The sequence below is a fragment of the Streptomyces sp. NPDC006463 genome (genome assembly GCF_042870715.1).
Classification (GTDB): Bacteria; Actinomycetota; Actinomycetes; order Streptomycetales; family Streptomycetaceae; genus Streptomyces.
The window spans coordinates 323,696-349,001 of the sequence record NZ_JBIAHP010000002.1; the positions used below are offsets into that span (position 1 = coordinate 323,696).

Below are 25,306 nucleotides of genomic sequence, written 5' to 3' on the forward strand. Positions count from 1 at the left end.
AGACACCCCCCGGGAACCTCCGGACCCGGTGTCCGTGTTTTCGGGGTGGGCCGGTCATGCGCCAAGGGCGTCGGCCCCGGAATTGGGCCGAGGAGAATTAGGTGACGACGTATGACGACCGAGCGAGCCTCGCGGATCTGACCAGCACGGCGGAGCGGGTGCGCCAGTCGGTCGAGAGCGTGATCGAGGGCAAGCCCGAGGTCGTACGCCTCGCGCTGACCGTGCTGCTCGCCGAGGGGCACCTGCTGATCGAGGACGTCCCCGGCGTCGGCAAGACCATGCTCGCCAAGACGCTCGCCAAGTCCATCGACTGCTCGGTACAGCGCATCCAGTTCACTCCGGACCTGCTGCCCTCCGACATCACCGGCGTCAGCATCTACGACCAGCAGCGCCGCGAGTTCGAGTTCAAGCCGGGCGCGATCTTCGCGCAGATCGTCATCGGCGACGAGATCAACCGCGCCTCGCCGAAGACCCAGTCCGCGCTGCTGGAGTCGATGGAGGAGCGCCAGGTCACCATCGACGGCACGACGTACACGCTGCCCAGCCCCTTCATGGTCGTCGCCACCCAGAACCCCGTGGAGATGGAGGGCACCTACCCGCTGCCCGAGGCCCAGCGGGACCGCTTCATGGCCCGGGTCTCCGTCGGCTACCCCGGCCCCGAGGCCGAGCTCCAGATGCTCGACGTGCACGGCGGGCTCTCCCCGCTCGACGACCTCACGGCCGTCGCGCACGCCCACGAGATCGTCAAGCTCATAGAGGCCGTCCGCGAGGTGTACGTGGCCGAGCCCGTCAAGCGTTACGTCGTCGACCTGGTGTCCGCCACCCGCAGCCACCCGGACCTGCGCCTGGGCGCCTCGCCCCGGGCCACCCTGCACCTGCTGCGCGCCGTGAAGGCCTCCGCCGCGCTGGCCGGCCGCGACTACGTCCTGCCCGACGACGTCCAGGCGCTGGCCGGACCGGTCCTCGCGCACCGTCTGCTGCCCACCGCCCAGGCCCAGCTGAACCGGCGCACCGCCGAGCAGGTCGTCGGCGAGATCCTGCAGCGCACCCCCGTCCCCGCGGCGCACGCCCGCGGCGAGATGCCGCCCGGCGCCGGCATCCGGGGCTTCTGATGAGCGCCGGTGCCCCGCGCGGCGCCGGCGGGCTGCGGACGTCGCTGTCCGGTCTGACGACCCGCGGCCGGTCCTTCCTGGCCGCCGGGGTCGCCGCCGCGGCGTGCGCGTACGTCCTGGGCCAGGGCGAGCTGCTCCGGGTCGGCCTGCTGCTCGCCGTACTGCCGCTGATCTGCGTCTACGCCCTGCACCGCACCCGTCACCGGGTCACCGGCAGCCGTCGGCTCACCCCGGGGCGGGTCCCCGCGGGCGCCGAGGCGCGGGTGCAGCTGCGCATGGACAACGTCTCCCGGCTGCCCACCGGCCTCCTGATGCTCCAGGACCGCGTGCCGTACGTCCTCGGCCCGCGCCCCCGGTTCGTGCTGGACCGGGTCGAGCCGGGCGGGCGCCGCGAGGTGTCCTACCGGGTCCGCTCCGACCTCCGCGGCCGCTACCCGCTGGGCCCGCTCCAGCTGCGGCTGACCGACCCCTTCGGGCTGGTCGAGCTGACCCGCTCCTTCAGCACCTACGACACCCTCACCGTCATCCCGCGCACCGAGCCGCTGCCGCCGGTGCGCCTGACCGGCGAGTCCTCCGGCTACGGCGACGGCAGCCGCCGCTCGCTGGCCCTGGCCGGCGACGACGACGTCATCCCGCGCACCTACCGGCGCGGCGACGACCTGCGCCGGGTCCACTGGCGCTCCACGGCCCGCTACGGCGAGCTGATGGTCCGCCGCGAGGAGCAGCCGCAGCGCAGCCGGGCCACCGTCCTGCTGGACACCCGGCGGATCGCCTTCGACGGCGCCGGTCCCGACTCCGCCTTCGAGTGGGCCGTCTCGGGGGCCGCGTCGGCCCTGGTGCACCTCCTGGAGCAGGGCTTCTCGGTCCGGCTGCTCACGGACACCGGCGACTCGGTGCCCGGTGAGGGCGGCGGTGGCTTCTCCTCCGGACGGGACGAGTCCGCGGAGGCCGCCGGGCTGATGATGGACACCCTCGCGGTGGTCGGGCACTCGGACGGTGCCGGGCTCTCCCGGGCCTACGACGCGGTGCGCGGCGGCGGTGGCGGCTTCGGCGGAGCCGGCGGTGACGGGCTCCTCATCGCCTTCTTCGGCGACCTGGACGACGTACAGACGGAGCTGGCGGCCAAGATGCGCCAGCGTGCCTCGGGTGCGGTGGCCTTCGTACTGGACTGCGCGACCTGGGGCGGGCAGCCCGCGCCGGGGCTGGCCGTGCCTCCTGTGGAGGAGCGGCTGCGCAGGCTCCGCGACGCGGGCTGGACCGCGCTGGCCGCCCCGCCCGGGGTGGCCTTCGCCGACCTGTGGCGGCACGCCGGGACCGCCGCGTTCACCACGGGAACCTCCGGAGGCCGGGCATGAGCGGGCGGGCGAGAGTGACGCTGTTCGCGGCGCTGGCGACGCTGCTCACCTCCTGGTCGCTGGTTCCGCTGGTCGAAACGGCGGGCTGGCTGCTCCAGGCGGCGCTGCTGCTGGGCGTGCAGTGCGCCGTGGGTGCCGGGGCCCGGCGGGTGCCGCTGGCGCGGTCGCTGACCGTGTCCGCGCAGCTGCTGGTGTCGCTGCTGCTGCTCGCGATCCTCTTCGGCGGCAAGGGCGCGTCCACCGGGACCGGGCCGATGGCCTACCTGGTGACGGACTTCGGCGCGCTGTTCCAGCAGGGTGTGCGGGACGTGAGCACGTTCGCGATACCGGCCCCGCTGACGGACGGCATCCGGCTGCTGCTGGTGACCGGGGTGCTGCTGATCGGGCTGCTGGTGGACGTGCTGGCGGTGACCGTACGGACGGCCGCCGCGGCGGGGCTGCCGCTGCTCGCGCTGTACTCGGTGGCCGCGGGCCTGTCGGGCGGCGGGGACGCCTCCTGGATCTCCTTCCTGCTGGCGGGCTGCGGGTACCTGATGCTGCTGCTGGCCGAGGGCCGTGACCGGCTCGCCCAGTGGGGCCGGGTCTTCGGCGGCGGCGCGCGCGACCGGACCACGGCCGCCTCCGGCCTGGGGGCCGGTGCGGGCGGCCAGGTGACGGCTCCGGTACGGACCGGCCGGCGGATCGGCGCGGTGGCCCTGGGCCTGGCGCTGGTGGTGCCGGCGGCGCTGCCCGCGCTCGGCGGCGGGATGCTGGGCGCGGCGGGCGACGGCGACGGGCCGGGCAGCGGGGCGGGCGGGACGATCTCGGCGGTGAACCCGCTGGTCTCCCTGCAGAGCAGCCTGAACGCGCCGGACAACCGGGTGGTGCTGAAGTACCGGACCGACAGCCCGCAGCAGAGCGATCAGTACCTGCGGATCCTGGCCCTGGACGAGTTCAACGGGGTCAAGTGGGAGGCCTCCGGGCGGACCCTGACCGATGTTCCGGAGCGGATGCCGAATCCGCCCGGGCTCGGCGAGAAGGTCCTGCAGTCCGCGACCGAGGTGCGGACCAGTATTTCTGCGGCGGACAGCTACACCCAGCGCTACCTGCCCATGCCGTACCCGGCGACCTCCGTGGACATCGGCGGGAAGTGGCGGTTCGAGCCGGCCGGCCGGACCCTGGTCGGGGACCAGCTGGGCAAGGACAGGTTCCAGAACGTCCAGGGCGCGATGTACACGGTGCGCAGCCTGCTGCTGAAGCCGACGGCGCAGCAGCTGCAGAAGGCCCCGGCGCCGGACCCGGTCATCCGGGCCGAGTACACGAAGCTTCCGGACAACCTGCCGGCGGTGGTCGCCGACACGGCCCGCTCGGTGACGCAGGGGGCGAAGGACGATTACACGCGGGCGGTGAAGCTCCAGGACTTCTTCGCCGTGAACGGCGGATTCCGCTACAACACGAGGACGGCATCGGGCACGGGTCCGCAGGCGGTCGCCCGCTTCCTGGCCGACAAGGAGGGCTTCTGCATCCACTTCGCGTTCTCGATGGCGGCCATGTCCCGGTCGCTGGGTATCCCGGCACGGGTGGCGGTGGGCTTCACCCCGGGTGAGGCGCAGTCGGACGGCAGCGTCAACGTGTCCATGCGGGACGCGCACGCCTGGCCGGAGCTGTACTTCGAGGGTGTGGGCTGGACGCGGTTCGAGCCGACGCCCCGGTCGGGCATCACGGTGCCGGACTACTCCAGGCCGCAGGTGCCGACGGCCCAGCCGTCCGCGCCGGCGCCGCTGCCCTCGACGAGTGCGGTGGCACCGTCCGCAGCCCCGTCGAAGTCGGACGACTGCCCGCCGGAGGCGAGGAAGCTCGGCGAGTGCGGTGCGGCCGCGCCGACGCCGAGCGCGTCCGGTGGCGGCGGGCCGTCGGTGACGGCCGTACTGGGCTGGACGGCGGGCGTGGTGGCGCTGCTCGGCCTGCCGCTGCTGCCCCTGCTGTGGCGGAGCCGGCTGCGGGCCCGCCGGCTGGGTACCGGCGAAGTACCGGCGGCCTGGCGGGAGCTGGGTGACGCCGCGTGGGACGTGGGCGTGGTCCCGGACGAGGCCCTGTCGCCGCGCCGGGCGGCGGGCCGCGTCGTGGAGCTCGGCCGTCTGGAGCCGCAGGCCGCGGGCGCGGTCCAGCGGGTCGCGGGTGCGCTGGAGCGGGTCCTGTACGCGCCGCCGGGCACAGAGGTCTCGTATCCGGGGCTCGCGGACGACGTCCTGCTGGCCCGTGCGGGCCTGCTGGCCGGCGTCGGCCGGCCCGCCCGGCTGCGGGCGCTGCTGCTGCCGCGCTCGGCGGCCCGGGTCGGCTGGGCCCTGACCCGGCGCTGGTCGGCGCTGGCCTCGTCGGTCTCCGCCCGCCTGGCCGCACTGCGGCTGCGCCTGCCGCTACGCGGCCGAGGCTGACGGGGCGGGGCCCCGCCGCAGGCACACGGCCGGGGCCCGACACGCGCGAACGCGCGAACGCGGCGAGGCTCGATCCCCCCGAGCCCCGCCGCGTCCGCGTACCGCGTCACGGAGGAGGTACCCGGTCCGCTCCGCAGCCCCGTGCCGGCGGTGCGGACCGGGCCTCCTGTCCGTTGCCCCCAGTCTGGCGTCCGCGCAGGTGGGAACCCATCCGCGCGCGTACTCATCTCCGTGCCTAGGTACGGATACTCAGTCGCCGCTGCGGGCCCCACCAGTTGTACGGGCTGCGCCGCCCCGGCGGCACCGCCGACTGGGGGGTCGGCCGCCCGGCTTCAGCGGTTTCCGCTGACCCGGCCCCGCAGCAGCAGGGACAGCGCCGAGTGCACGTCGTCGAGGGACCGCTCGCTCTGGAAGGACTGCCAGTCCAGGGCCGCCACCAGCACCATTCCGACCATCGCGGCGGCGGTCAGCGGCACGTCGATCTCCGCGCTCAGCTCCCCCCGCTCGACGCCCTCCCGCAGCACGGTCTCCACCACGGCCACCGCCTCCTGCCGGACGACCATCAGCGTGGACTGCCACGCCCGGTTGGTCCGCCACAGCTCGGCGACGTAGAGCTGGGTGAAGGCCGGGTACCGGTCGATGAAGACGAGACCGGCCCGGATCATCGCGTCGAGCGCCTCCACGCGACTGCCGCCCCGCGCCTCGGTCTCCTCCGCCGCCGTCCGCAGCGAGGCGGTCAGCAGCCCGACCCCGTGCCGCAGCAGCTCCTCGAAGAGCTCGTTCTTGCTGGCGAAGTTGTAGTAGACGGTGCCCTTCGCGACGCCCGCGCGCTCGGCGATCTCCTCGACCGTGGTCGCGGAGAACCCCTGCTCGGCGATGAGGGTCACGGCCGCCTCGTAGAGCTTCTGGCGGGTGGCCTGGCGGCGGCCGCCGCTGGTGCCCGTCCCGGGCTTGTGTTCCATGGCGCTGATTCTCACAGGTCAACGGGTCCTTACAGACTCAGTTCCGGGTGGAGCCGGTCCATCGTCCACACCTGCTTGCCGCGGGCGGCCAGCGCGGTGAGGGCGAGGGCGCCCGCGGTGAAGGCCACCAGGACCGCGCAGCCCCGCCAGACGGAGGTCAGGTCGCCGCCCGTGATGAGGTGGCGCAGGCTCTCGACGACGTACGACATCGGCAGGTACGGGTGGATGGCGTTGAAGAAGCCCGGGCTGGTCTGCACGGGGTACGTGCCGCCCGCCGAGGTGAGCTGGAGCATCAGGACGGCGAGGACCAGGATCCGCCCGGCGGCGCCGAACTTGGCGTTGAGCCACTGGACGATCGCCGCGAAGCAGCCGGTGACCAGCAGCAGGAAGCCGATGGTGCGGGCCGGGTGGGCCATCTGCAGGCCGAGGCCCGGGGCCCAGTGGAGGACGGCCATGAGCAGGCCGACCTGCGCGACGCCGATCCCCGCCACGGGCAGCCAGCCCGCGAGGGCGATCCGCCAGGGCGAGGCGCCCGCTGCCAGGGCCCGCTTGTTGAGCGGGGCGATGAGCATGTAGGCGACCATCGCGCCGACCCAGAGGGAGAGCGGGATGAAGTAAGGGGCGAAGCCGGTGCCGTAGTTGGGCGCCTTGTGCAGGGACTGGTTGGCGAGCCGGACCGGGTCGGCCATGACCTCGGTACGGGCGTCGCGCTGCTGCTGGTCGTAGTCGGGGATCTGGCCGGCGCCCTTGTGGAGGCCGTCGGCGAGGTCTCGGTTGCCGTCGACCAGCTTGTACATGCCGCCGTCGAGGGTGTGGGCGCCGTCACCGAGCTTGCCGACGCCCTCGTTGATGGCGCCGGAGCCTTCGGTGGCGGTGCCGAGGCCGGTGTGCAGCTGGGCCATGCCGGTGGCGACCTGGTGGGCGCCGGTGTTGAGGGCGTTGACCTGGGCGACGGCCGCGTCGAGGTCGGAGGCGAGGCCGGGGGCCCTGTCGACGAGCTTGCGGGCCTTGTTCTCCAGGTCGGTCAGCTGGGTGCGGAGCTTGGCGACGTCGCCGTTGGCGTTCTTGACGAGGGTGCTGACGTCGCCGGTGAGTTCGGCGGCCTCGGCGGCGTCGTCCTTGACCTTCTTCAGGTCGGGGCAGGAGGCCAGGTGCGGCTCCTTGCCCGGGGTGACGCAGTGCTTGGTGTAGTACGCGTCCGCGCCGGTGGAGGCCTTCTTGGCGGCGGAGGCGGCGGCCGGGGCCTTGTCGGCGAAGGTGTCGAGGTGGTTCTTGACCACCTTGGCGGTGTCGGCCACCAGCTCGGCGGTGTCCGCCAGGTTCTTGGGGTCCTGGACGAACGGGCGGGCCTTGTCGGCGGCGCCGTTGACCTTGTCGGCGAGCCGCTGGGTACCGTTCGCGACGTCCTTGGAGCCGGTTTCCAGCTTCGCCGCGCCCGAGTTGAGCTTCTTCAGGCCGCTGTTGAGCTCGCCGGTCTTCTCCTCGGCCGTGTCGAGGCCGTCGGCGAGTTCCTTGGCGCCCTGCTGGGCCTTGCCCGCGCCGTCCTTGAGCTTGTCGGCGCCGTCGGCGGCCTCGGCGGTCTTGTCGTGCAGGTCGGAGAAGCTGACGAAGATCTTGTCGAGGAATCCGCGCGAGGCGTTGGTGGACGCCGCCGAGCGGACCTCGGAGAAGACGGTGCGCGAGATCGAGCCGACGATGTAGTTGTTGGCGTCGTTGGTGCGCACCTGGAGGGCCCCGGTGGTGGGGTCCTCGCCGGAGCTGGAGGCGATCTTCTCGCTGAAGTCGGCAGGCATGGTGAGGGACAGGTAGTACGTCCCGTTCTCCAGCCCCTTCGCGGCCTCCTCGGCACTGACCTCGCGCCAGTCGAAGGTCTTGCTGTCATGGAGCTTCTTGGTGATCGCGCCGCCCGCGTCGAGGCGCTCGCCGCCCACGGTCGTGCCCTTGTCGGCGTTGACGAGCGCGACGGGCACCTTGTCGAGGCGGCTGTACGGGTCCCAGAAGGACCAGAGGTACAGGGCTCCGTAGAGCAGCGGCAGCAGGAGCAGCGCCACGAGAGCGGCCCGGGGCAGCTTCCCCCGTCCGAACCGCTTCAGCTCAAGCGCGGCCAGCTTCGGCGAGCGCATCGTCCGCCCCCTTCGTTTCTTCGGTGTCGTTCTCGGTGTCGTTCTCGGTGTCCGCGTCCGGGGCCGCGTCCGGGGCCGGGGCTGCGCCCGCGTCCGGCGCGGCCGGTTCCTGCGGGCCGGTCCGCACGACGACGGCGTCGTCGGGGGCCTCGCTGCACACCGCGAGGACGGTGGTCCCGGCGGCGGCGATCGAGCGCAGCAGCGCCCAGGCCTCCGTGCGCTCGGTGTCGGAGAGCTTCAGGTCGAGGTCGTCCAGGGCCAGCAGCCGCGGCGAGCCCAGCAGCGCGATGGCCACGGACAGCCGTACGGACTCCAGGCGTTCCAGGTCCCGTACGGAAGTGCGCGGCCCCTTGGGCAGCGTGGCGAGGTCCAGCCCGGCGGCGTCCAGGGCGGCCTCGATCCGGGCCCGGGCGTCGGCCCGGCGCTCGGCCGGGGAACGCAGCAGGGCGCGGACCGGGCCGTCGTAGTGGCGGTGGAGCAGGGCGCCCTCGCGCAGCTGTTCGGCGACGGTGAGGGCCTGGTCGAGGTCGGTGACCCCGGCGACCGGGCCGAGGGCGGCGATCCGGCGGACGGCCGTCATGTGCTTCGGCAGCCGGTGGCCGCCGACCTCGGCGTGGCCCGCGGTGGGCTTCATCCGTCCGGTGAGGGCCAGGAGCAGACAGGTCCGGCCGGTGCCGGAGGGGCCTTCGACCGCGATGAGCGAGCCGGGCGCCGCGTCGATACCGACTCCGCGGAAGGCCCAGCCGCGCGGGCCCTTGAGTCCGAAGTCCTCGGCTTTGACGGCCGCGCCGTGCGGGCTGTCCACGCCGTCCTCCTTCTTTTGAACTGACCAGTCAGTTCAAAAACTACCACCTTCCTGCCCACCGGGTGCGCAGTCGGCGGCAGTTGTCCCGGGAATGACCGAAAAGCCGCAGGTCAGGGTGATTGTCAGTGGCGCCCGTCACGATGGTTGGAACGCATCGACAGGAGGTTCGTCATGGCCACACCGTCCCCGTCCCCTGTCCACCCCGTCCTGCGGCGATCGACAGCTCCCCCGGCCGCCGTCGACCTGCTCGCCAAGGCCCGCGCCGGCCTGGCCGAGGCCGCCCGGCTGACCCGGCCCCACGAGCGGTACGCCACCGCCCACCTCGCCGCGCTGCGCACCGCCGCGGCCGTGCTCGCCGCGCGCGGGCGGCCCGAGCCGGTCCACCCGCGGCGGCGGCCGCGGATCCGCAGCGCGTGGGAGGTGCTGCCGGAGATAGCGCCGGAGCTGACCGAGTGGAGCGCGCTCTTCGCCTCCGGCGCCGCCCGCCGGGCCCGGGCCGAGGCGGGCATAGCGGACGCGGCGACCGGCCGGGACGCGGACGATCTGGTGCGCGCCGTCGCGATGTTCCTGCGCCTGGTGGAGCGGATGCTCGCGATCCAGCCACCGCAGCAGACGCTGCCGCAGGCCGCGGCGATCCCGCGTCCGGAGCGTCCGGACGCGGGATGAGCTGCCCGGCGGCGGGAGGCAATAGGGTGGGGCGGGGTGGGGCACTGACCGCTCCGCCATCCCAAGCCGCGCCGAGGAGCCATCAGCCGTGTCGGACACTTCCCGCCCCCGCGCCTCCCTTCGCACCGCAGTGGTGTGGGAGGTCCTCAAGGAGGCGCTCGACCGCCGGGTGAAGGCGACCGCGCGGGATGTGCTGGACGTGCTGGACACCGGTGGCGGCACCGGCAAGTTCGCCGTGCCGGTGGCCCGCCTGGGCCACCGGGTCACCGTCGTCGACCCCAGCCCGAACGCGCTGTTCGGGCTGGAGCGCCGGGTGGCGGAGGCCGGCGTCGCCGACCTGGTGCGCGGCGTACAGGGCGACGCCCAGGGCCTGTTGGAAGTCGTCGAGCGGGGCGCGTACGACGCGGTGCTCTGCCACGGCGTGCTGGAGTACGTGGACGACCCGGCCGAGGGCGTGGCCAACGCGGTGGCGGCGCTACGCCCCGGCGGCACGCTCAGCCTGCTGGCCGCCGGCCTCGGCGGGGCCGTGCTCGCGCGGGCCCTGGCCGGGCACTTCACGGAGGCCCGTACCGCCCTCACCGACCCGGCCGGGCGCTGGGGTTCCGGCGACCCGGTGCCGCGCCGCTTCACCGCCGAGCAGCTCTCCGAGCTGGTCGGCGGGGCCGGGCTCGCGGTCGGCGCCGTACACGGCGTGCGGATCTTCGCCGACCTCGTCCCGGGGGTCCTGGTGGACACCGAGCCGGGCGCGGTGGAGGCGCTGCTGCGTCTGGAGGAGGCCGCCGCGGAGCTGCCCGCCTTCCACGCCGTGGCCACTCAGCTGCACGTGCTGGGCGAGAAGCAGTCCTGATCTGCGATCTTCCGTGCACGGAGTTTCCACACACCCTCCGAACCTGCGGTCGGCCCCGTATGATCGGGGCAGTGACCGGCATGGTGGACGGGCCATTGGGGAATGAACGCCTCAATAACCGCCCCCGCGGCGGTACGGGTTTTCGGGCTGTGGGCCTTATTCACAGCCCGGCATAGTGGGCGGGTATCACGGGGGCGATTCCCCGCCTATCCTGAAGGGGACCCCTGGTCGCTACCCCCCGCGACCGACGGATGAGGAGGACTCCCGTGCCGCTCTCGGAGCACGAGCAGCGAATGCTCGAGCAGATGGAGCGAGCGCTGTACGCCGAAGATCCCAAGTTCGCGACAGCGCTTGAGGGCAGCGGACTGCGCACGTACACCCGGCGACGGGTCTACCAGGCAGTCGTAGGCATTCTGGTGGGCATCGCGCTCCTCATGACCGGTGTGATCGTGCCGAACGTACTGTGGATCAGCGTGGTGGGTTTCCTCGTCATGCTGGGCTGTACGGTCCTCGTGGTCACCGGTTGGCGCAAGGCACCCAAGCCTGGCGAACAGCCCGTCTCCGGAAGTGCAGGCGGTTCGGCCCGTGGCCGCAACCGGCAGCGTCGGTCGATGATGACCCGCATCGAGGAACGGTGGCAGCGCCGCCGTGACGAACAGGGGCAGTAGCCCCACGACATCGTGAGTGAGGGGACGGCCGTGCGCGGTCGTCCCCTCACTGTTGTGCTCTGTTGCGCGCCTGTTGCGCATTCCGACCGTCCCGTCACCCTTTCTGCGGCATCATGATCAGGTGAGTGTGCTCCCCCTGGTCTTCACCAGCGGCTGGGCCAGTGGGATCAACGCCTACGCCGTGGTCCTCCTGCTCGGCATCTTCGGCGCGACCGGCCTGTCCGACGAGGTCCCCGCGTCGCTGCAACGCACCGACGTGCTGATCGTCGCGGCGGTCCTGTTCCTCTGCGAGGCGGTCGCCGACAAGATCCCGTACGTGGACTCGGTGTGGGATTCCGTCCACACCGTGATCCGCCCGGTGGCCGGTGGCGTGGTCGGCGCGCTGCTGGCCGGCCAGAGCGGTTCGCTGTCCGACATCACCGCCGGCGTGATCGGCGGCTCCACCGCGCTGGCCAGTCATTTCGTCAAGGCCGGCACCCGGATGGCGATCAACACCTCGCCCGAGCCGCTCAGCAACGTCGCGATGAGCATGGCCGAGGACCTCGGAGTGGCCGCGATCATAACCTTCGCGATGTTCCACCCCGTGGCCGCGGCGGTCATCGCAGCCGTCCTGCTGGCCGCCGGGCTGGCCATACTGATCTTCCTCTGGACCCGGATCCGCCGTTTCCTGCGCCGCCGTGCCCAGCGCCGCGAGGAGAAGCGGCTGGCCACCGAGGCCCGCGAGGCCACCGGAGCGCCACCCCGCTGACCACCCGCCCCGCCACCCCGCCCGTCCCCCGGCGACCACCCCGCCGACCGCCGCCCGCGGCCTCGGTAGGCTCACCCGCATGGCACGAATTGCGGTGATCGGCGCCGGGATGGGCGCGATGGCGACGGCGGCCCGGCTGGCCGTGGCAGGGCACCAGGTGACGGTGTACGAGCGCGCGGCGACGTACGGGGGCGCGGTCGGCCGGTACGAGCGCGACGGCTTCGCCTTCGACACCGGGCCGGGCCTGCTGCACCTGCCCGCCGTCTACCGCGACCTCTTCGTGAAGACCGGCAAGCGGCCCCTGGAGACCTGCGTCGACATGGTCCAGGCCGACCCCGCCGTCCGGCACGTCCTCCCCCGTCACGACGTCGACGTCACCCTCCCCGGCGCCTCGCACGGCGGTGTCGCCGCCGCCCTCGACCAGGCCTTCGGCCAGGGCGCGGGCGAACGCTGGAACGCCGTGCTGGGCCGCGCCCGGGACGCCTGGGACGCCACCCGCCGCCCGCTGCTGGAGGAGCCCCTGCGCGACGGTGCCCGGCAGACGCTGGGCGGCGACCCGTATCCGGCCCTGCGGCGCAGCGGCCTGCTCCGCCGCCGCCCGCCCACCCTCGCCGAGGTGGCCGACCGCGAGTTGGGCGGCGGCCTCGGCGAGCTGCTGACCGGCCTGGTGGGCGCGTACGGGATCGACCCCGCCCGGGCCCCCGGATCGGCCGCCGTGCTGCCGTACATGGAGCAGACCTTCGGCAGCTGGTACGTCCGCGGCGGGATGCGGGCGCTGGCAACCGCCGTCCACGAGCGCTGCCGGGAACGGAAGGTGGAGTTCGTCTTCGGGGCGGAGGTCCGGGAGGTCCTCGCGCCGCAGGGCCGGGCCGCCGGTCTGCTGCTGGCCGACGGCACTGAGGTGGCCGCCGACTCCGTCGTCTGCGGGATCGACCCGCGGCTGCTGCCGGCCGCCTCCCTGCCGTGGCCGCCGGAGGCGGTTCCCGCCCGCGGGGAGGGCCTGCCCAGCCGGCTCACGCTCTTCCTCGCGCTGCGCGGCGCCCGCCCCGCACATGCCGTCCACCGCACCCTGGTGCACTCCTCGGGCCCGGTCGTCACCGTCCTGCGCCCCGACGACCCCACCACCCGCCCCGACGCGGACCACGAGGCCGTCACGGTCAGCGCCGTCCGCGGGCCCGGGAGCTCGGGGCCCCAGGAGCCCGAGGAGCTGCTGGAGCTCGCCGGGAAGGCCGTACCGGGGCTGCGGGAGCGGCTGCTGTGGCACGAGGCGCGCACCCCGGCCGACGTCGAGGCGGCGACCGGCGCGGTGGGCGGCGCGGTGCCCCCGCCCGCGCTCGCGGGGGCCGGGGGCCGGCTGCTGTACCCCGCCAACACCACGGCCGTGCCGGGGCTGTACCTGGCGGGCGGCTGGGCGCACCCGGGCGGCGGGCTGGCGCACGCCGGGATGACCGGGGCCCTGGTGGCCGGGCTGATCGTGGAGGGCGCGGAGTTCCGCGGCTCCCGGTGACCCGCCCGCCCGCTCAGTAGCGGTACTGCTCGTACTCGCCCTGCTGGGGGTACGGGTACTGCTGCGGCTGCGGCTGCGCGACCTGCTCCTCCGCCGGATACGGCTGGGCGGCCCCGTCGGTGGCCCGCTGCTGCGGGACCCAGACCCCGCCGGGCGGGGTGTCCATGGCGTACTGCTGCTGCCCGTAGTCGGGGTACTGGGTGTAGGCCGAGTAGTCGTAGGCGGGGGGCGGTCCGACACCGCCGCCGGTGCCGATGTACGGGTCCGAGTAGGCGGCGTAGACCTGCTGCTGATCGCCCGTCGGATAGCCGGCGGAGTAGTCGTACCCGCCGCCGCCCTGGTTCTGCTGGTCGTAGTACGCCGCGTACTGGTGGGCGTCCTGCTCGGCCGTGGTGAACGGCGAGGCGAAGCCCGCGTTCTGGTCCGCGCCGGGGGCGGGCGCGAAGCTCTGTATGCCGTAGGAGCCGGTGTCCTCGGGCATCGGCTGCGGGCTGTAGACCTCGTCGGCCTCGGCCTCGGCCGGGAACTGCCGCTCCTGCGCGGCCCCGTCGGCGTCCTCGTACTCCAGCGCGGTGACTTCGAGCGCCGGTTCCGGACGCGGACCGCCGGACCGGCGCCGCCGCGACTGCCGTACGGGTTCCCCGCCGCGGCGCAGCGCCCAGCCGGCCACGAAGCCCTTGCGGAAGGACAACGTCACCAGGGTCTGGCCCAGGGCGAACGCGGCCGCGCCGGCGCCGATGACAGGCACCGACGGCAGGAGCACCCCGGCGACCACGCCGAGGAAGCCGGCGAAGGCGAGCAGGCGCCAGCGGAGCCGGGCCTTGTTCTGCATCAGGACCTCGGCAAGCAGCCACAGCGCGACGAAGCCGAACGCGATGTAGAGGACCGTCATACCCATGCATGGCCCCTCTCGGTACGGCCGACCGCGTGGGAGACGGGGGCCAGCCGGTCAGGCCCGCTGGTGCAGGCCCAGATTCTCGTAGATCTCGAGAGTCGCCGTGGAATTGTTCAGCGTGATGAAGTGCAGCCCTGGGACACCCTCGGACAGCAGCCGCGCGCAGAACTCCGTGGCGAACTCGATGCCAATGGAGCGTACAGCGGCCGGGTCGTCCTTGACGGCGAGCATGCGCTCTTTCACAGCCTCGGGGAAGACCGCGTTGCTGAGTTGGGGCAGTCGGTCGAGCTGCTTGATGCCCACAACAGGCATGACCTCGGGGATGATCGGGGTCTCGCAGCCCGCCTTCTCGACGCTGTCGCGCAGCCGCAGATAATTCTCCGGGTGGAAGAACATCTGGGTGATCGCGTAGTCGGCGCCCGCGCGGCACTTGTCCACGAAGTGCCGGATGTCCGTGTCCCATTCCGTCGAACGCGGGTGCATCTCCGGGAAGGCCGCGACGCCGACGCAGAAGTCGCCGGACTCCTTGACCAGCCGGACCAGGTCGGCGGCGTAGTGCACGCCCTCGGGGTGCGGCACCCAGTCGCCCATCGGGTCGCCCGGCGGGTCTCCGCGCACGACGAGCATGTTCCGGATGCCCGCGTCGGCGAACTGCCCGATGACGTTGCGCAGCTCGGCCACCGAGTGGTCCACGGCGGTGAGGTGGGCGACGGGGGTCAGCGTGGTGTCCGAGGCGATCTGCTCGGTGGCCCGGACGGTGCCGCCGCGGGTCGAGCCGCCGGCTCCGTAGGTCACGGAGACGAAGCTCGGGGACACGGCTTCCACCCGGCGCAGCGCGTTCCAGAGGTTGCGTTCGCCCTTCTCGGTCTTCGGGGCCCAGAACTCGAAGGAGTACGAGCTCCCGGACGCGAGGAGGTCGCGGACCGTGTGCGCACGATCCGACCAGGTGGAAGCGGTACCAGAGGCCATACGGGCAGGTTAGACGGGGCCCGCCGGACACCGAAGCACTGTCCGCCTTTTGGACACGTTTTTGGACAGTCCGACAGACCCGGCCCGGGCGCTCTGGTCCTTCTAGCCGAGGCGGGCCCGGACGCGCTTGGCGAGGTCCGCGGCGGCCGCACCCGGGTCGGCGGCCTCGGTGAGGGCGCGGACGACCACGACGCGGGTGGCCCCGGCGTCCAGCACCTCGTCCAGATTCGCGCTGTCGATGCCGCCGATGGCGAACCAGGGCCGGTCCTGCTCCAGGGAGGCCGCGTACCGGACGAGTCCGAGGCCGGGGGCGAAGCGGCCGGGCTTGGTGGGGGTGGGCCAGCAGGGGCCGGTGCAGAAGTAGTCCACGCCGGGCTCGGCGACGGCCGCGTCGACCTCGGCCTCGGCGTGGCAGGAGCGGCCGATGAGCACCTGGTCGCCGAGGATGGCGCGGGCCGCGGGGACGGGGATGTCGCCCTGGCCGAGGTGCAGGACGTCGGAGCCGATGGCGTGCGCGACGTCGGCCCGGTCGTTCACGGCGAGGAGCTTGCCGTGGCGCCGTGCGGCCTCGGCGAAGACCTGCAGGTGTTCGAGTTCCTCCCCGGCCTCCATGCCCTTGTCGCGGAGCTGGACGATGTCCACGCCGCCGGACAGCACGGCGTCCAGGAACTCGGGGAGGTCGCCCTGGCGCTTCCGGGCGTCCGTGCAGAGGTAGAGCCGGGCGTCGGAAAGCTGCATGGGTGTACCCCCCGGGATGGATGCGGTGTACGGACCCCGCGGGGCCCGTACACCGCGGTGGAGCGGATGCGGATCAGGTCAGAGGGCGAGCGCCTGAGCGCGGCGCTTCACCTCCGTGCCGCGATTCTCGCTCAGCGCCTGCACGGGGGTGCCGGGCAGGGTCGGATCCTCGGTGAAGAGCCACTCAAGGATCTCCTCCTCGGTGAAGCGGTCGTCGCGCAGGACGGTCAGCAGACCGACCAGGCCCTTGACGACCTTGTCGCCGTCGATGAAGGGGGCCGGCACCTGCAGGGCGCGGTTCTCGCCCCGGCGTACGGCGATCAGCTGCCCTTCCTTGACCATCTGGCGGACCCGGGTCACCTCGATGTCGAGCATCTCCGCGATGTCGGGGAGGTACAGCCACGAGGGGACAAGGGCATCGATCTTTGCGTCAATCTCGGTCACGGGTACAAGCCTGCCATCTCGGGCTGACACCCGGTACCGGAGCGGCCCGTCCGTGGTCCGGCCCGGCTACACGGGGGTCGACTTCAGGGCGACCGCCGGATCGCGGACCTTGGCCGGGTCCACCGCGGCCCCCGTCTCGATGAGCCTGCGGCCCTGCGCCAGGTCGCGGGGGCGGCCCACGGCCAGCACCGCGACCAGGACGCCCTCGCGCAGCCAGCACACCGACCAGGTGGGGTCGGCCGGGTCGCCGCGCCAGAGCAGGGTGTCGGCCGTGCCGTGGTGGCCGGCGTACTGGACGAAGCGCCCGAACTGCTCCGACCAGAAGTACGGCACCGGGTCGTAGACCTGGGCGGGTTCCCCGGCCAGGATGTTCGCCGCGACCGTCCGCGGGCCCTGGAGCGCGTTGTCCCAGTGGTGCACGAGCAGCCGCGTCCCGTAGCGGGCCGACGGGAAGGAGGCGCAGTCGCCGACCGCGTACACCCCGGGCACGGAGGTGCGCAGGTACGCGTCGGCGGTGACCGAGCCGTCGGGGCCGAGGACCACGCCGCTCCCGGCCAGCCATCCGGTGGCGGGGCGGGCTCCGATGCCCACCACGACCGCGCCCGCCGGAAGGGTGCGCCCGTCCGCGAGCAGCACCCGGCCCTCCTCGATCCCGGCGACCTTCACGCCGGTGATCAGCCCGGCGCCGGCCTCCTCGTACCAGCGGGCCATCGGGGCGGCCACCTCCGACGGCAGCGCCCCCGCCAGGACCCGGTCCGCAGCCTCGACCACGGTCACCTCGCAGCCCGCCTCACGGGCCGCGGTGGCGAACTCCGCGCCGATCCAGCCCGCGCCGACGACCACCGCCCGGGGCGCCTCGGCCAGGACCGGGCGCAGCCGCGCCGCGTCGTCCAGCGTGCGCAGCAGGTGCACGCCGGGGACCCCCTCCGTCCCGGGCAGGGTCAGCGGCTGCGCGCCTGTGGCCAGCACGAGGACCTCGTACGGGACCGGTCCCGCCTCGGTGTCCAGCTCGCGCTCGGCGGCCCGCAGCCCGGTGACCTCCGTGCCGAGCCTGAGCTCGATGCCGAGCCCCTCGAAGTCCACGTCGAAGGCGGAGTCCTCGGCCTTGCCGAGCAGCACCGCCTTGGACAGCGGAGGCCGGTCGTAGGGCTGGTGGGGCTCGGCGCCCAGCAGGGTCACGGCTCCGGTGAAGCCCTGCTCGCGCAGGGCGACCGCGGTCTGCACGCCGGCCATTCCGGCGCCCACGATCACGACGCCGCTCGGGTTCTGCTCCGTCTGCTCACTCACCCGGCCACCCTAATCACCTGACGGGCCGCCAGGAATAGGTGTCGCCTTACCGGCTGTCCGCACCGGGGTTAGTCTGGCCACCGTACCTATCGCGGGAGTCCGGACGCACCGGGCTGAGAGGGAGGCTGGCCGGCCTCCGACCGTACGAACCTGATCCGGGTCATGCCGGCGAAGGGAGGGGCTGGACGCCCATGCACTCATCTCGAACGTCCCGACCATCTCGGACGTCCCGCAAGGGGTCCGACGTCCTCGTCATCGGGGGCGGGATCATCGGACTCGTCACCGCTTGGCGGGCGGCCCGGCGGGGCCTGCGCACCGTACTGGCCGACCCGGCCCCCGGCGGCGGCGCCGCCCAGGTCGCGGCCGGGATGCTCGCGCCCGTCACCGAGCTGCACTACGGCGAGGAGGCCCTGCTGGGCCTGGGTCTCGCCTCCGCCGCCCGCTATCCGGAGTTCGCCGCCGAGCTCGCCGACGCGAGCGGCGGCCTGGACATCGGCTACCGCGCCTGCGGCACGCTCGCCGTCGCCCTCGACGCCGACGACCGCCTCCACCTGCGGGAGCTGCACGCCCTGCAGCGCCGGTGCGGCCTGGAGTCGGAGTGGCTCACCGGCCGCGACTGCCGCCGGCTGGAGCCGATGCTGGCTCCGGGCGTCCGGGGCGGTCTGCGGGTGGACGGTGATCACCAGGTCGACCCGCGGCGGCTCGCGGCCGCCCTGCTGGCCGCCTGCGGGGGGGCCGGCGTGACCGTCCACCGGGCGGCGGCGGAGCAGCTGCTGGTCACCGCCGACCGGGCGGCCGGGGCGCTGCTCGACGACGGTACGGAGCTGCGCGCGGACCAGGTGGTGCTGGCGGCGGGCTCGCTGAGCGGCCGGCTGGCCGGCGTACCGCCGGAGCTGGTGGCCCCCGTACGGCCGGTGAAGGGTCAGGTGCTGCGCCTCGCGGTGCCCGCCGCCTACGCGCCGTTCCTGTCGCGGACCGTACGGGCGGTCGTGCGCGGCAGCCACGTCTACCTGGTCCCGCGCGAGAACGGCGAGCTCGTCGTCGGCGCCACCAGCGAGGAGCTCGGCTGGGACACCACGGTCACCGCGGGCGGGGTCTACGAACTCCTGCGCGACGCCCACGAACTGGTGCCCGGCATCACCGAACTCCCGCTCGTCGAGACCCGCGCGGGGCTGCGGCCGGGCTCCCCCGACAACGCCCCGATGCTCGGCCCGACCGACCTCCCGGGCCTGCACCTGGCCACCGGGCACTACCGCAACGGGGTGCTGCTGACCCCGCTCACCGGCGACGTGATGGCGCAGCTGCTGACCACCGGCGAACTGCCGCCGATCGCACGCCCCTTCACCCCCCGCCGGTTCTCCGCCGCACGTCAGGAGTCGCACGCATGACCATCTCCGTCAACGGCGAGCCGCGCGAGGTCGCGGCCGGCACCACGCTCGACGCGGTGGTCGCCACCCTGACCACGGCCCCCGCCGGAGTCGCCGCCGCGCTCAACGAGACCGTGGTCCCGCGCGGGCAGTGGCCGCTCACGCCGGTGGGCGAGGGCGACCGGGTCGAGATCCTCACCGCGGTCCAGGGAGGCTGAGGGGCATGGCTGACGACCTCTTCACACTGGGCGGCCGCGGTTTCTCCTCCCGCCTGATCATGGGTACGGGCGGCGCCCCGAGCCTGGACGTCCTGGAACGGGCCCTGGTCGCGTCCGGCACCGAACTCACCACGGTGGCCATGCGCCGCCTGGACCCGACGGTCCAGGGCTCGGTCCTGTCCGTGCTGGCGAAGCTGGACATCGCGGTCCTGCCGAACACCGCGGGCTGCTTCACGGCGGGCGAGGCCGTGCTGACGGCCCGGCTCGCCCGGGAGGCACTGGGCACCGACTGGATCAAGCTGGAGGTGGTCGCGGACGAGCGGACCCTCCTGCCCGACGGCGTCGAGCTGCTGGACGCCGCCGAGACCCTCGTGGACGAGGGCTTCACGGTCCTCCCGTACACGAACGACGATCCGGTGCTCGCCCGGAAGCTGGAGGACGTGGGCTGTGCGGCGATCATGCCGCTCGGGTCCCCGATCGGGTCGGGCATGGGGATCCGCAATCCGCACAACTTCGAACTGATCGCGGAGCGGGCGTCCGTCCCCGTCATCCTGGACGCGGGTGCCGGTACCGCGTCCGACGTCGCCCTGGCGATGGAGCTCGGCTGCGCGGCGGTGATGCTCGCGTCCGCGGTGACGCGGGCGCAGGAGCCCGTGCTGATGGCCGCCGCCATGCGGGACGCCGTGTCGGCGGGCCGCCTCGCGCACCGTGCGGGGCGCATCCCGCAGCGCCGCTTCGCGCACGCCTCGTCTCCTGCGGAGGGCCGCGCCACCCTCGACCCGGAACGCCCGGCGTTCTGACCTGCGGCGCCCCTGGGGCTCCGCCCCGGACCCGGGGGGGGGGGGGGGGCCCCCCCCCCCCCGCGCGCCCCCCCCCCCCCCCCCCCCCCCCCCCCCCCCCCCCCCCCCCCCCCCCCCCCCCCCGCGCCCCCCCCCCCCCCCCCTGCCGCGGGGTTGGTGTTGCGCCTGGGGCGGCGGGCGCCGCCGCTGGGCGGGGGGCGCCCCCCCCCGCCGGGCCCGGGGCCCCCCCCCCCCCCCCCGCCGGTCACGTCACAGCTGCGCTGCAAGCCGACCCACCCAGGGCTGGGGCAGCACACCGGCTCGTAGAATCGCGGCGTGGATACGACCCTGGATGACCCCCTCGTCGGGCGCGTGCTCGACGGCCGCTACCGCATAGACGCCCGTATCGCGGCCGGCGGCATGGCCACGGTCTACCGGGCCGTCGACACCCGCCTCGACCGCGTCCTGGCCCTGAAGGTGATGCACCCGGCCCTCGCGGCGGACGCCGCCTTCGTCGACCGGTTCATCCGGGAGGCGAAGTCCGTGGCCCGGCTCGCCCACCCCAATGTCGTCGCCGTCTTCGACCAGGGCACGGACGGGCCGTACGTCTACCTCGCCATGGAGTACGTCTCCGGCTGCACCCTGCGCGACGTGCTCCGCGAGCGCGGCGCCCTCCAGCCCAGGGCCGCCCTCGACATCCTGGAGCCCGTGCTCGCCGCCCTCGGCGCCGCCCACCGGGCCGGCTTCGTGCACCGCGACATGAAGCCCGAGAACGTCCTGATCGGCGACGACGGCCGGGTCAAGGTCGCCGACTTCGGGCTGGTCCGGTCAGTGGACTCGGTCACCAACACCACCGGGTCCGTCCTCGGCACCGTCTCCTACCTGGCCCCGGAGCAGATCGAGAACGGCGTCACCGACACACGCGTGGACGTCTACGCCTGCGGGGTCGTCCTCTACGAGATGCTCACCGGGTCCAAGCCCCACACCGGCGGCACCCCCGCCCAGGTGCTCTTCCAGCACCTCCACGAGGACGTGCCGCCGCCGTCGGCCACCGTCCCGGGGCTCCCCGTCGGTCTCGACGAACTCGTCGCGCACGCCGCCGCGCGCAATCCGGAGCTGCGCCCCTCCGACGCCGCCGCACTGCTCGGCCTCACCCGTGAGGCCCGTCTGCGGCTCAGCGACGCCGAGCTGGACGCCGCACCGCCGCAGGCCCGGGCCGCAGAGCGGTCGGCCGCCGAGGACCGCACCGGCGTGATCCCGCGCCCGGTGGGCGCGCAGCAGGCCGTGCACCACACCTCCCGGCTGGAGATGCCGCCTCCGCCGCCCCCGGCCCCGGACCGGGCTCCGCGCCGGCCGCGCCGCGGCACGCTCCTCACCGTCGTCGGCGTCCTGCTGGCCCTCGGCCTCGGCACGGGCGTCTGGTACATCAGCTCCGGCCAGTTCACCCAGGTGCCCAACCTCCTGGGCAAGACCGAGGAGCAGGCCAAGTCCCAGCTGTCCGCGGCCGGACTCGGCGTGAAGCGGATCGACCGGAAGTTCAGCGACGCCTTCGACCGCGGGACCGTGATGAACACCGATCCCGCCGGCGGCCGACGGATCCGCGGCAACGGCGCGGTGACGCTCACGATCTCCCGCGGCCCCCAGGTCGTGGCCGTGCCCAACCTGAAGGGCAGGCCGCTGGAGGCGGCCAAGGCCGAGCTGACGAAGGCCGGGCTGGCCCCCGGCATGGTCACGCAGGCCTTCAGCCAGGACGTCGCCCAGGGCTCCGTGATCGGCTCCGACCCGGTCGGCGGCGAGAAGCGGGCCCCCGACACGGCGGTCGCGCTGATCGTGAGCAAGGGCCGGCCGGTGCCGGTGCCGGGCGTGGAGGGGATTCCGTTCGAGCAGGCGCGCTCCACCCTGGAGGGCCTCGGCCTCAAGGTGGCGACGGCTCCCGAGCAGGTCAGCGCCCCCTCGCCGGCCGGTACGGTCGCCAACCAGTCGGTCGCCGCCGGGACCCAGGCCGCGGCCGGGGACACCGTCACGCTGACCCTCTCCAAGGGCCCCCGCCAGCTCCCGGTCCCGGACGTGACCGGCCAGGACGTGGACGCGGCGCGCAAGGCGCTGGAAGTCGCGGGCTTCAAGGTGAAGGTGGAGCGGCCGTTCCTGTCCTTCAGCAAGACCGTGGAGTCCCAGTCGGTGCCCGGCGGCCAGAACGTCCCCGAGGGCAGCACGATCATCATCAAGACCAAGGGACTGTAAGTACGTGGAGCACGCCGAGCACATGGAGCAGGACCGCTCGGCTCAGGCCGTGCGCAATCCCGTGGGCGGGCACGTCCCCGTCGCGGGCGGGCTCGCCTCGGTCGGGCTGACGTACGCCCGGGAGATGGGCGCGGAGGCGGTCCAGGTCTTCGTGGCCAATCCGCGCGGCTGGGCCACCCCGGTGGGCAATCGGGCGCAGGACGAGCTCTTCCGGGCGCAGTGCGCGGACGAGTCCCTGCCCGCCTACGTACACGCCCCGTACTTGATCAACTTCGGCTCGCACACCGAGGCGACCGTCGAGAAGTCGGTGGAGTCCCTGCGCCACTCGCTGCGCCGGGGCCGGGAGATCGGCGCGCTCGGGGTGGTCGTACACACCGGTTCAGCCACCGGAGGCCGCCCGCGCGAGGTGGCGTACGCGCAGGTCAGGCAGTACATGCTGCCGCTGCTGGACGAGCTGACGCATGACGACGACCCCCTCCTGCTGCTGGAGTCCACGGCCGGGCAGGGCTCTTCGCTGTGCTCCAGGGCCGAGGACTTCGGACCGTACTTCGACGCGCTCGACCACCACCCGAAGCTGGGCATCTGCCTGGACACCTGCCACGTCTTCGCGGCCGGACACGATCTGGCGGAGCCGGGCGGTACGAAGCAGACGCTGGACCTGCTGGTGGACACGGTGGGCGAGGGCCGGCTGAAGCTGGTCCACGCGAACGACTCCAAGGAGGGCGTCGGCGCCCACAAGGACCGGCACGCCAACATCGGCCAGGGCCACATCGGCCAGGAGGCCTTCGCGGAGCTGTTCACGCATCCGGCGATGGCGGGCGTACCGCTGATCACCGAAACGCCCGGCGGCAAGGAAGGGCATGCGGCGGACGTGGCGCTGCTGAAGCGGCTGCGCCCTTGAGGGAATACCCCTAGGGGGTATACGGTTCCTGCCATATCGGCGGAACCGTTACTCGGCGTTTTCCCAGGGGGTTTCCATGGACCACACGCACGAGCACCACGAGCACCACGAGCACCAGCACGACGAGCACCAGCAGCACCACGGGCACGCCCACGGCGGCGGCAAGGCCAGCTGGGCCATGGCCGCGGCGGCCACCCTCCACTGCCTCACCGGATGCGCCATCGGCGAGGTGCTCGGCATGGTCATCGGCACCGCGCTGGGCTGGGGGAACGTCGGGACGATGATCACGGCGATCGTCCTCGCCTTCTTCTTCGGCTACGCGCTCACGCTGCGCGGGCTCCTCGCGGCCGGCATCGACCTCCGTACGGCCATCCGGGTGGCACTCGCCGCGGACACCCTTTCGATCGCCGTCATGGAGCTGATCGACAACAGCGTGATCGCCTTGTGGCCGGGCGCGATGGACGCCCACCTGTCCGAGCCGCTGTTCTGGATCGTCCTGGCGATCTCGCTGGCGGCCGCCTTCGTGATCACGACCCCGGTCAACAAGTGGATGATCGGCCGCGGCAAGGGTCACGCGGTCGTCCACCAGTACCACTGAGGCAGTGGCCGGCGGGGACCGGCCTCAGAGCTCGGGGCCGTCCCCGGGCTCCTCCTGGTACGAGTAGCGCTGCTCGCGCCAGGGGTCGCCGATGTTGTGGTAGCCCCGCTCCTCCCAGAAGCCCCGGCGGTCGGCGGTCATGTACTCGACGCCGCGGACCCACTTGGGGCCCTTCCAGGCGTACAGGTGCGGGACGACGAGGCGCAGCGGGAAACCGTGCTCGGCGGTGAGCAGTTCACCGCCTTGGTGGGTGGCGAAGACGGTCCGCTCGGAGGCGAAGTCGGCCAGCCGCATGTTGGAGCTGAAGCCGTACTCGGCCCACACCATCACGTGCGTGACCTGCGGCGCCGGCGGCGCCAGGGCGAGGATCGTACGGGCGAGCACACCGCCCCATTCGGCGCCCACCATGCTGAACTTCGTGACGCAGTGCAGGTCGGCCACGACCGACTCGAACGGCAGGGCCGTGAATTCCTCGTGGTTCCAGCAGTGCTTCTCACCATCGGCCGTCGCACCGAAGACGCGGAACTCCCAGCGGTCCGGCTTGAACTTGGGCACGGGACCGTAGTGGGTGACCGGCCAGCCCCGCTGCAACCGCTGCCCCGGTGGAAGCTCCAGCTGCTCTGCTCCCGGAGATTCCCGGCTTTCCGGCTGACCCATGACTCCATGGTGACAGACGCGGCGGGATGGTCATGACCAGCTTCTGGCCGATTCGGGCAAGTCGCCGTAACTCCCACTAAGGAGGCACTTACTGGACTGCCCCCGACCGCGGTGCGAGGATGCGCCCACCTACCCCGTCACACGGCTGACATTGCCTGGAAGGAGCCTCTGCGATGCAGGGCGACCCCGAGGTCCTTGAGTTTCTGAACGAGCAGCTGACCGGTGAGCTGACGGCCATCAACCAGTACTGGCTGCACTACCGCATCCAGGACAACAAGGGCTGGACCAAGCTCGCCAAGTACACGCGTGAAGAGTCCATCGACGAGATGAAGCACGCGGACAAGATCACCGAGCGCATCCTGATGCTCGACGGTCTGCCGAACTACCAGCGCCTCTTCCACGTGCGCGTCGGCCAGACGATCACGGAGATGTTCCAGGCGGACCGGCAGGTCGAGGTGGAGGCGATCGACCGGCTCAAGCGCGGCATCGAGGTCATGCGGGGCAAGGGCGACATCACCTCGGCCCGGCTCTTCGAGGAGATCCTGGAGGACGAGGAGCACCACATCGACTACCTCGACACCCAGCTGGAGCTCATCGAGAGCATCGGGGAGCCGCTCTACATCGCACAGCTGATCGAGCAGCCGGAGAGCTAGGGTTAGGCCGCTTCGGCCAGCGCGGGCTCGGGGACCAGCCGCGAACCGGCGGCGAGCACGGCCGTCGCGTTTGTCTTCTCCAGCAGTTCCCGGCGCGGGCAGGCCCCGCGGCCGAGGAGGCCCTGGATGGCGCGCACGCAGGAGCCGCATTCGGTGCCGGCCTTGGTGGCCGAGGCGATCTGGCGGGGGGTGCAGGCCCCGGCGGCCGCGTGTTCCTTGACCTGCTTGTCGGTGATGCCGAAGCAAGAGCAGACGTACACGCGGTTCACCTCCTGAGCGGATGGTTCTGCAGCCATCCCCGGTGCGGTGAGGCTTACCTAACCGTACCCAAAGTTAGGGTCGCCTAAAAGAC

At 73.2% G+C, this 25,306-nt stretch carries 25 protein-coding genes and 1 riboswitch; of the genes, 15 read left to right on the forward strand and 10 right to left on the reverse strand.

What is annotated here, in order from left to right; genetic code table 11:
* The first annotated feature begins 101 nt into the window (after positions 1-101).
* Genes ACFYOB_RS05270 through ACFYOB_RS05280 form a run of 3 tightly spaced genes read left to right on the forward strand, consistent with a single transcriptional unit; the run spans position 102 to position 4,881 of the window.
* Positions 102-1,112, forward strand: coding sequence for an AAA family ATPase (locus ACFYOB_RS05270; protein ID WP_376682048.1), 1,011 nt, complete (start codon positions 102-104; stop codon positions 1,110-1,112).
* Complete coding sequence (locus ACFYOB_RS05275) at positions 1,112-2,467, forward strand: DUF58 domain-containing protein (RefSeq protein WP_388554753.1); 1,356 nt, start codon at positions 1,112-1,114, stop codon at positions 2,465-2,467. The genes ACFYOB_RS05270 and ACFYOB_RS05275 overlap by 1 nt, the downstream gene beginning before the upstream one ends.
* A complete protein-coding gene (locus tag ACFYOB_RS05280) occupies positions 2,464-4,881 on the forward strand; it encodes a transglutaminaseTgpA domain-containing protein (protein ID WP_388554756.1) in 2,418 nt (805 codons plus the stop codon). The genes ACFYOB_RS05275 and ACFYOB_RS05280 overlap by 4 nt, the downstream gene beginning before the upstream one ends.
* A gap of 332 nt (positions 4,882-5,213) precedes the next feature.
* Here ACFYOB_RS05280 and ACFYOB_RS05285 read toward each other — a convergent pair whose 3' ends face one another.
* Genes ACFYOB_RS05285 through ACFYOB_RS05295 form a run of 3 tightly spaced genes read right to left on the reverse strand, consistent with a single transcriptional unit; the run spans position 5,214 to position 8,771 of the window.
* Complete coding sequence (locus tag ACFYOB_RS05285; RefSeq protein ID WP_328925244.1) at positions 5,214-5,843, reverse strand: TetR/AcrR family transcriptional regulator; 630 nt, start codon at positions 5,841-5,843, stop codon at positions 5,214-5,216.
* Between the two features lie 29 nt (positions 5,844-5,872).
* On the reverse strand, positions 5,873-7,966 hold the full coding sequence (locus ACFYOB_RS05290) for a YhgE/Pip family protein (protein WP_388554759.1): 2,094 nt from the start codon (positions 7,964-7,966) through the stop codon (positions 5,873-5,875).
* Complete coding sequence (locus ACFYOB_RS05295; RefSeq protein WP_388554761.1) at positions 7,938-8,771, reverse strand: ATP-binding cassette domain-containing protein; 834 nt, start codon at positions 8,769-8,771, stop codon at positions 7,938-7,940. Before ACFYOB_RS05295 ends, ACFYOB_RS05290 begins: the two co-directional genes overlap by 29 nt.
* Positions 8,772-8,942: 171 nt before the next feature.
* On the opposite strand from ACFYOB_RS05295, the gene ACFYOB_RS05300 reads away from it, so the two are divergent.
* The 5 genes from ACFYOB_RS05300 (at position 8,943) to ACFYOB_RS05320 (ending at position 13,207) form a co-directional block, all read left to right on the forward strand.
* On the forward strand, positions 8,943-9,437 hold the full coding sequence (locus ACFYOB_RS05300; RefSeq protein WP_388554764.1) for an SAV_6107 family HEPN domain-containing protein: 495 nt from the start codon (positions 8,943-8,945) through the stop codon (positions 9,435-9,437).
* Between the two features lie 88 nt (positions 9,438-9,525).
* Positions 9,526-10,284, forward strand: coding sequence for a class I SAM-dependent methyltransferase (locus ACFYOB_RS05305; protein WP_388554767.1), 759 nt, complete (start codon positions 9,526-9,528; stop codon positions 10,282-10,284).
* Positions 10,285-10,550: 266 nt separating this feature from the next.
* Entirely contained in the window at positions 10,551-10,952 is a 402-nt protein-coding gene (locus tag ACFYOB_RS05310; RefSeq protein ID WP_328925249.1) for a DUF3040 domain-containing protein, read from the forward strand.
* Positions 10,953-11,073: 121 nt separating this feature from the next.
* A complete protein-coding gene (locus ACFYOB_RS05315) occupies positions 11,074-11,700 on the forward strand; it encodes a DUF4126 domain-containing protein (RefSeq protein WP_388554770.1) in 627 nt (208 codons plus the stop codon).
* Positions 11,701-11,779: 79 nt separating this feature from the next.
* Positions 11,780-13,207 (forward strand): phytoene desaturase family protein, encoded by a 1,428-nt coding sequence (locus ACFYOB_RS05320; RefSeq protein ID WP_388554772.1) that lies wholly within the window; start codon positions 11,780-11,782, stop codon positions 13,205-13,207.
* A 13-nt stretch (positions 13,208-13,220) separates the two neighbouring features.
* Here the strand turns inward: ACFYOB_RS05320 and ACFYOB_RS05325 are convergent, their stop codons facing one another.
* The 5 genes from ACFYOB_RS05325 to ACFYOB_RS05345 all read right to left on the reverse strand — a co-directional run bounded on the left by ACFYOB_RS05325 (position 13,221) and on the right by ACFYOB_RS05345 (position 17,540).
* A complete protein-coding gene (locus ACFYOB_RS05325) occupies positions 13,221-14,105 on the reverse strand; it encodes a hypothetical protein (RefSeq protein ID WP_388554774.1) in 885 nt (294 codons plus the stop codon).
* Between the two features lie 51 nt (positions 14,106-14,156).
* Positions 14,157-15,071: a methylenetetrahydrofolate reductase [NAD(P)H] gene (metF, locus tag ACFYOB_RS05330; RefSeq protein ID WP_388554776.1), complete on the reverse strand. Its 915-nt coding sequence runs from the start codon at positions 15,069-15,071 to the stop codon at positions 14,157-14,159.
* A 102-nt stretch (positions 15,072-15,173) separates the two neighbouring features.
* A complete protein-coding gene (thiE, locus tag ACFYOB_RS05335) occupies positions 15,174-15,809 on the reverse strand; it encodes a thiamine phosphate synthase (RefSeq protein ID WP_388554778.1) in 636 nt (211 codons plus the stop codon).
* Between the two features lie 78 nt (positions 15,810-15,887).
* Positions 15,888-16,253 (reverse strand): Rv2175c family DNA-binding protein, encoded by a 366-nt coding sequence (locus ACFYOB_RS05340; protein ID WP_328925255.1) that lies wholly within the window; start codon positions 16,251-16,253, stop codon positions 15,888-15,890.
* Positions 16,254-16,319: 66 nt separating this feature from the next.
* Complete coding sequence (locus ACFYOB_RS05345) at positions 16,320-17,540, reverse strand: NAD(P)/FAD-dependent oxidoreductase (RefSeq protein WP_388554780.1); 1,221 nt, start codon at positions 17,538-17,540, stop codon at positions 16,320-16,322.
* An 81-nt stretch (positions 17,541-17,621) separates the two neighbouring features.
* A riboswitch (TPP riboswitch) is annotated at positions 17,622-17,734 on the forward strand.
* On the opposite strand from ACFYOB_RS05345, the gene thiO reads away from it, so the two are divergent.
* The 6 genes from thiO to ACFYOB_RS05375 all read left to right on the forward strand — a co-directional run bounded on the left by thiO (position 17,732) and on the right by ACFYOB_RS05375 (position 23,644).
* The gene (thiO, locus tag ACFYOB_RS05350) at positions 17,732-18,928 is read left to right on the forward strand and encodes a glycine oxidase ThiO (RefSeq protein WP_388554782.1); all 1,197 of its coding nucleotides are present in this window, start codon (positions 17,732-17,734) and stop codon (positions 18,926-18,928) included. (Overlaps the previous riboswitch by 3 nt.)
* Positions 18,925-19,125, forward strand: a complete 201-nt coding sequence (thiS, locus tag ACFYOB_RS05355) for a sulfur carrier protein ThiS (RefSeq protein WP_328925258.1) — start codon at positions 18,925-18,927, stop codon at positions 19,123-19,125. The genes thiO and thiS overlap by 4 nt, the downstream gene beginning before the upstream one ends.
* Before the next feature lie 5 nt (positions 19,126-19,130).
* On the forward strand, positions 19,131-19,925 hold the full coding sequence (locus ACFYOB_RS05360) for a thiazole synthase (protein ID WP_388554785.1): 795 nt from the start codon (positions 19,131-19,133) through the stop codon (positions 19,923-19,925).
* 315 nt (positions 19,926-20,240) lie between these two features.
* Positions 20,241-22,145 carry a Stk1 family PASTA domain-containing Ser/Thr kinase gene (gene pknB, locus ACFYOB_RS05365; protein WP_388554787.1) on the forward strand — a complete coding sequence of 635 codons (1,905 nt, stop codon included), beginning with the start codon at positions 20,241-20,243 and terminating at the stop codon, positions 22,143-22,145.
* Between the two features lie 22 nt (positions 22,146-22,167).
* A complete protein-coding gene (locus ACFYOB_RS05370; RefSeq protein WP_388555580.1) occupies positions 22,168-23,046 on the forward strand; it encodes a deoxyribonuclease IV in 879 nt (292 codons plus the stop codon).
* A gap of 76 nt (positions 23,047-23,122) precedes the next feature.
* Positions 23,123-23,644, forward strand: coding sequence for a DUF4396 domain-containing protein (locus tag ACFYOB_RS05375; protein ID WP_388554789.1), 522 nt, complete (start codon positions 23,123-23,125; stop codon positions 23,642-23,644).
* 24 nt (positions 23,645-23,668) lie between these two features.
* Here ACFYOB_RS05375 and ACFYOB_RS05380 read toward each other — a convergent pair whose 3' ends face one another.
* The gene (locus ACFYOB_RS05380) at positions 23,669-24,301 is read right to left on the reverse strand and encodes a sulfite oxidase-like oxidoreductase (protein WP_388554792.1); all 633 of its coding nucleotides are present in this window, start codon (positions 24,299-24,301) and stop codon (positions 23,669-23,671) included.
* A 173-nt stretch (positions 24,302-24,474) separates the two neighbouring features.
* Between ACFYOB_RS05380 and bfr the strand changes: the two genes are divergently transcribed.
* On the forward strand, positions 24,475-24,954 hold the full coding sequence (gene bfr / locus ACFYOB_RS05385) for a bacterioferritin (RefSeq protein WP_388554795.1): 480 nt from the start codon (positions 24,475-24,477) through the stop codon (positions 24,952-24,954).
* Positions 24,955-24,956: 2 nt separating this feature from the next.
* On the opposite strand, the gene ACFYOB_RS05390 is transcribed toward bfr, so the two are convergent.
* Positions 24,957-25,250: a bacterioferritin-associated ferredoxin gene (locus ACFYOB_RS05390; RefSeq protein WP_388554797.1), complete on the reverse strand. Its 294-nt coding sequence runs from the start codon at positions 25,248-25,250 to the stop codon at positions 24,957-24,959.
* Positions 25,251-25,306 lie beyond the last annotated feature (56 nt).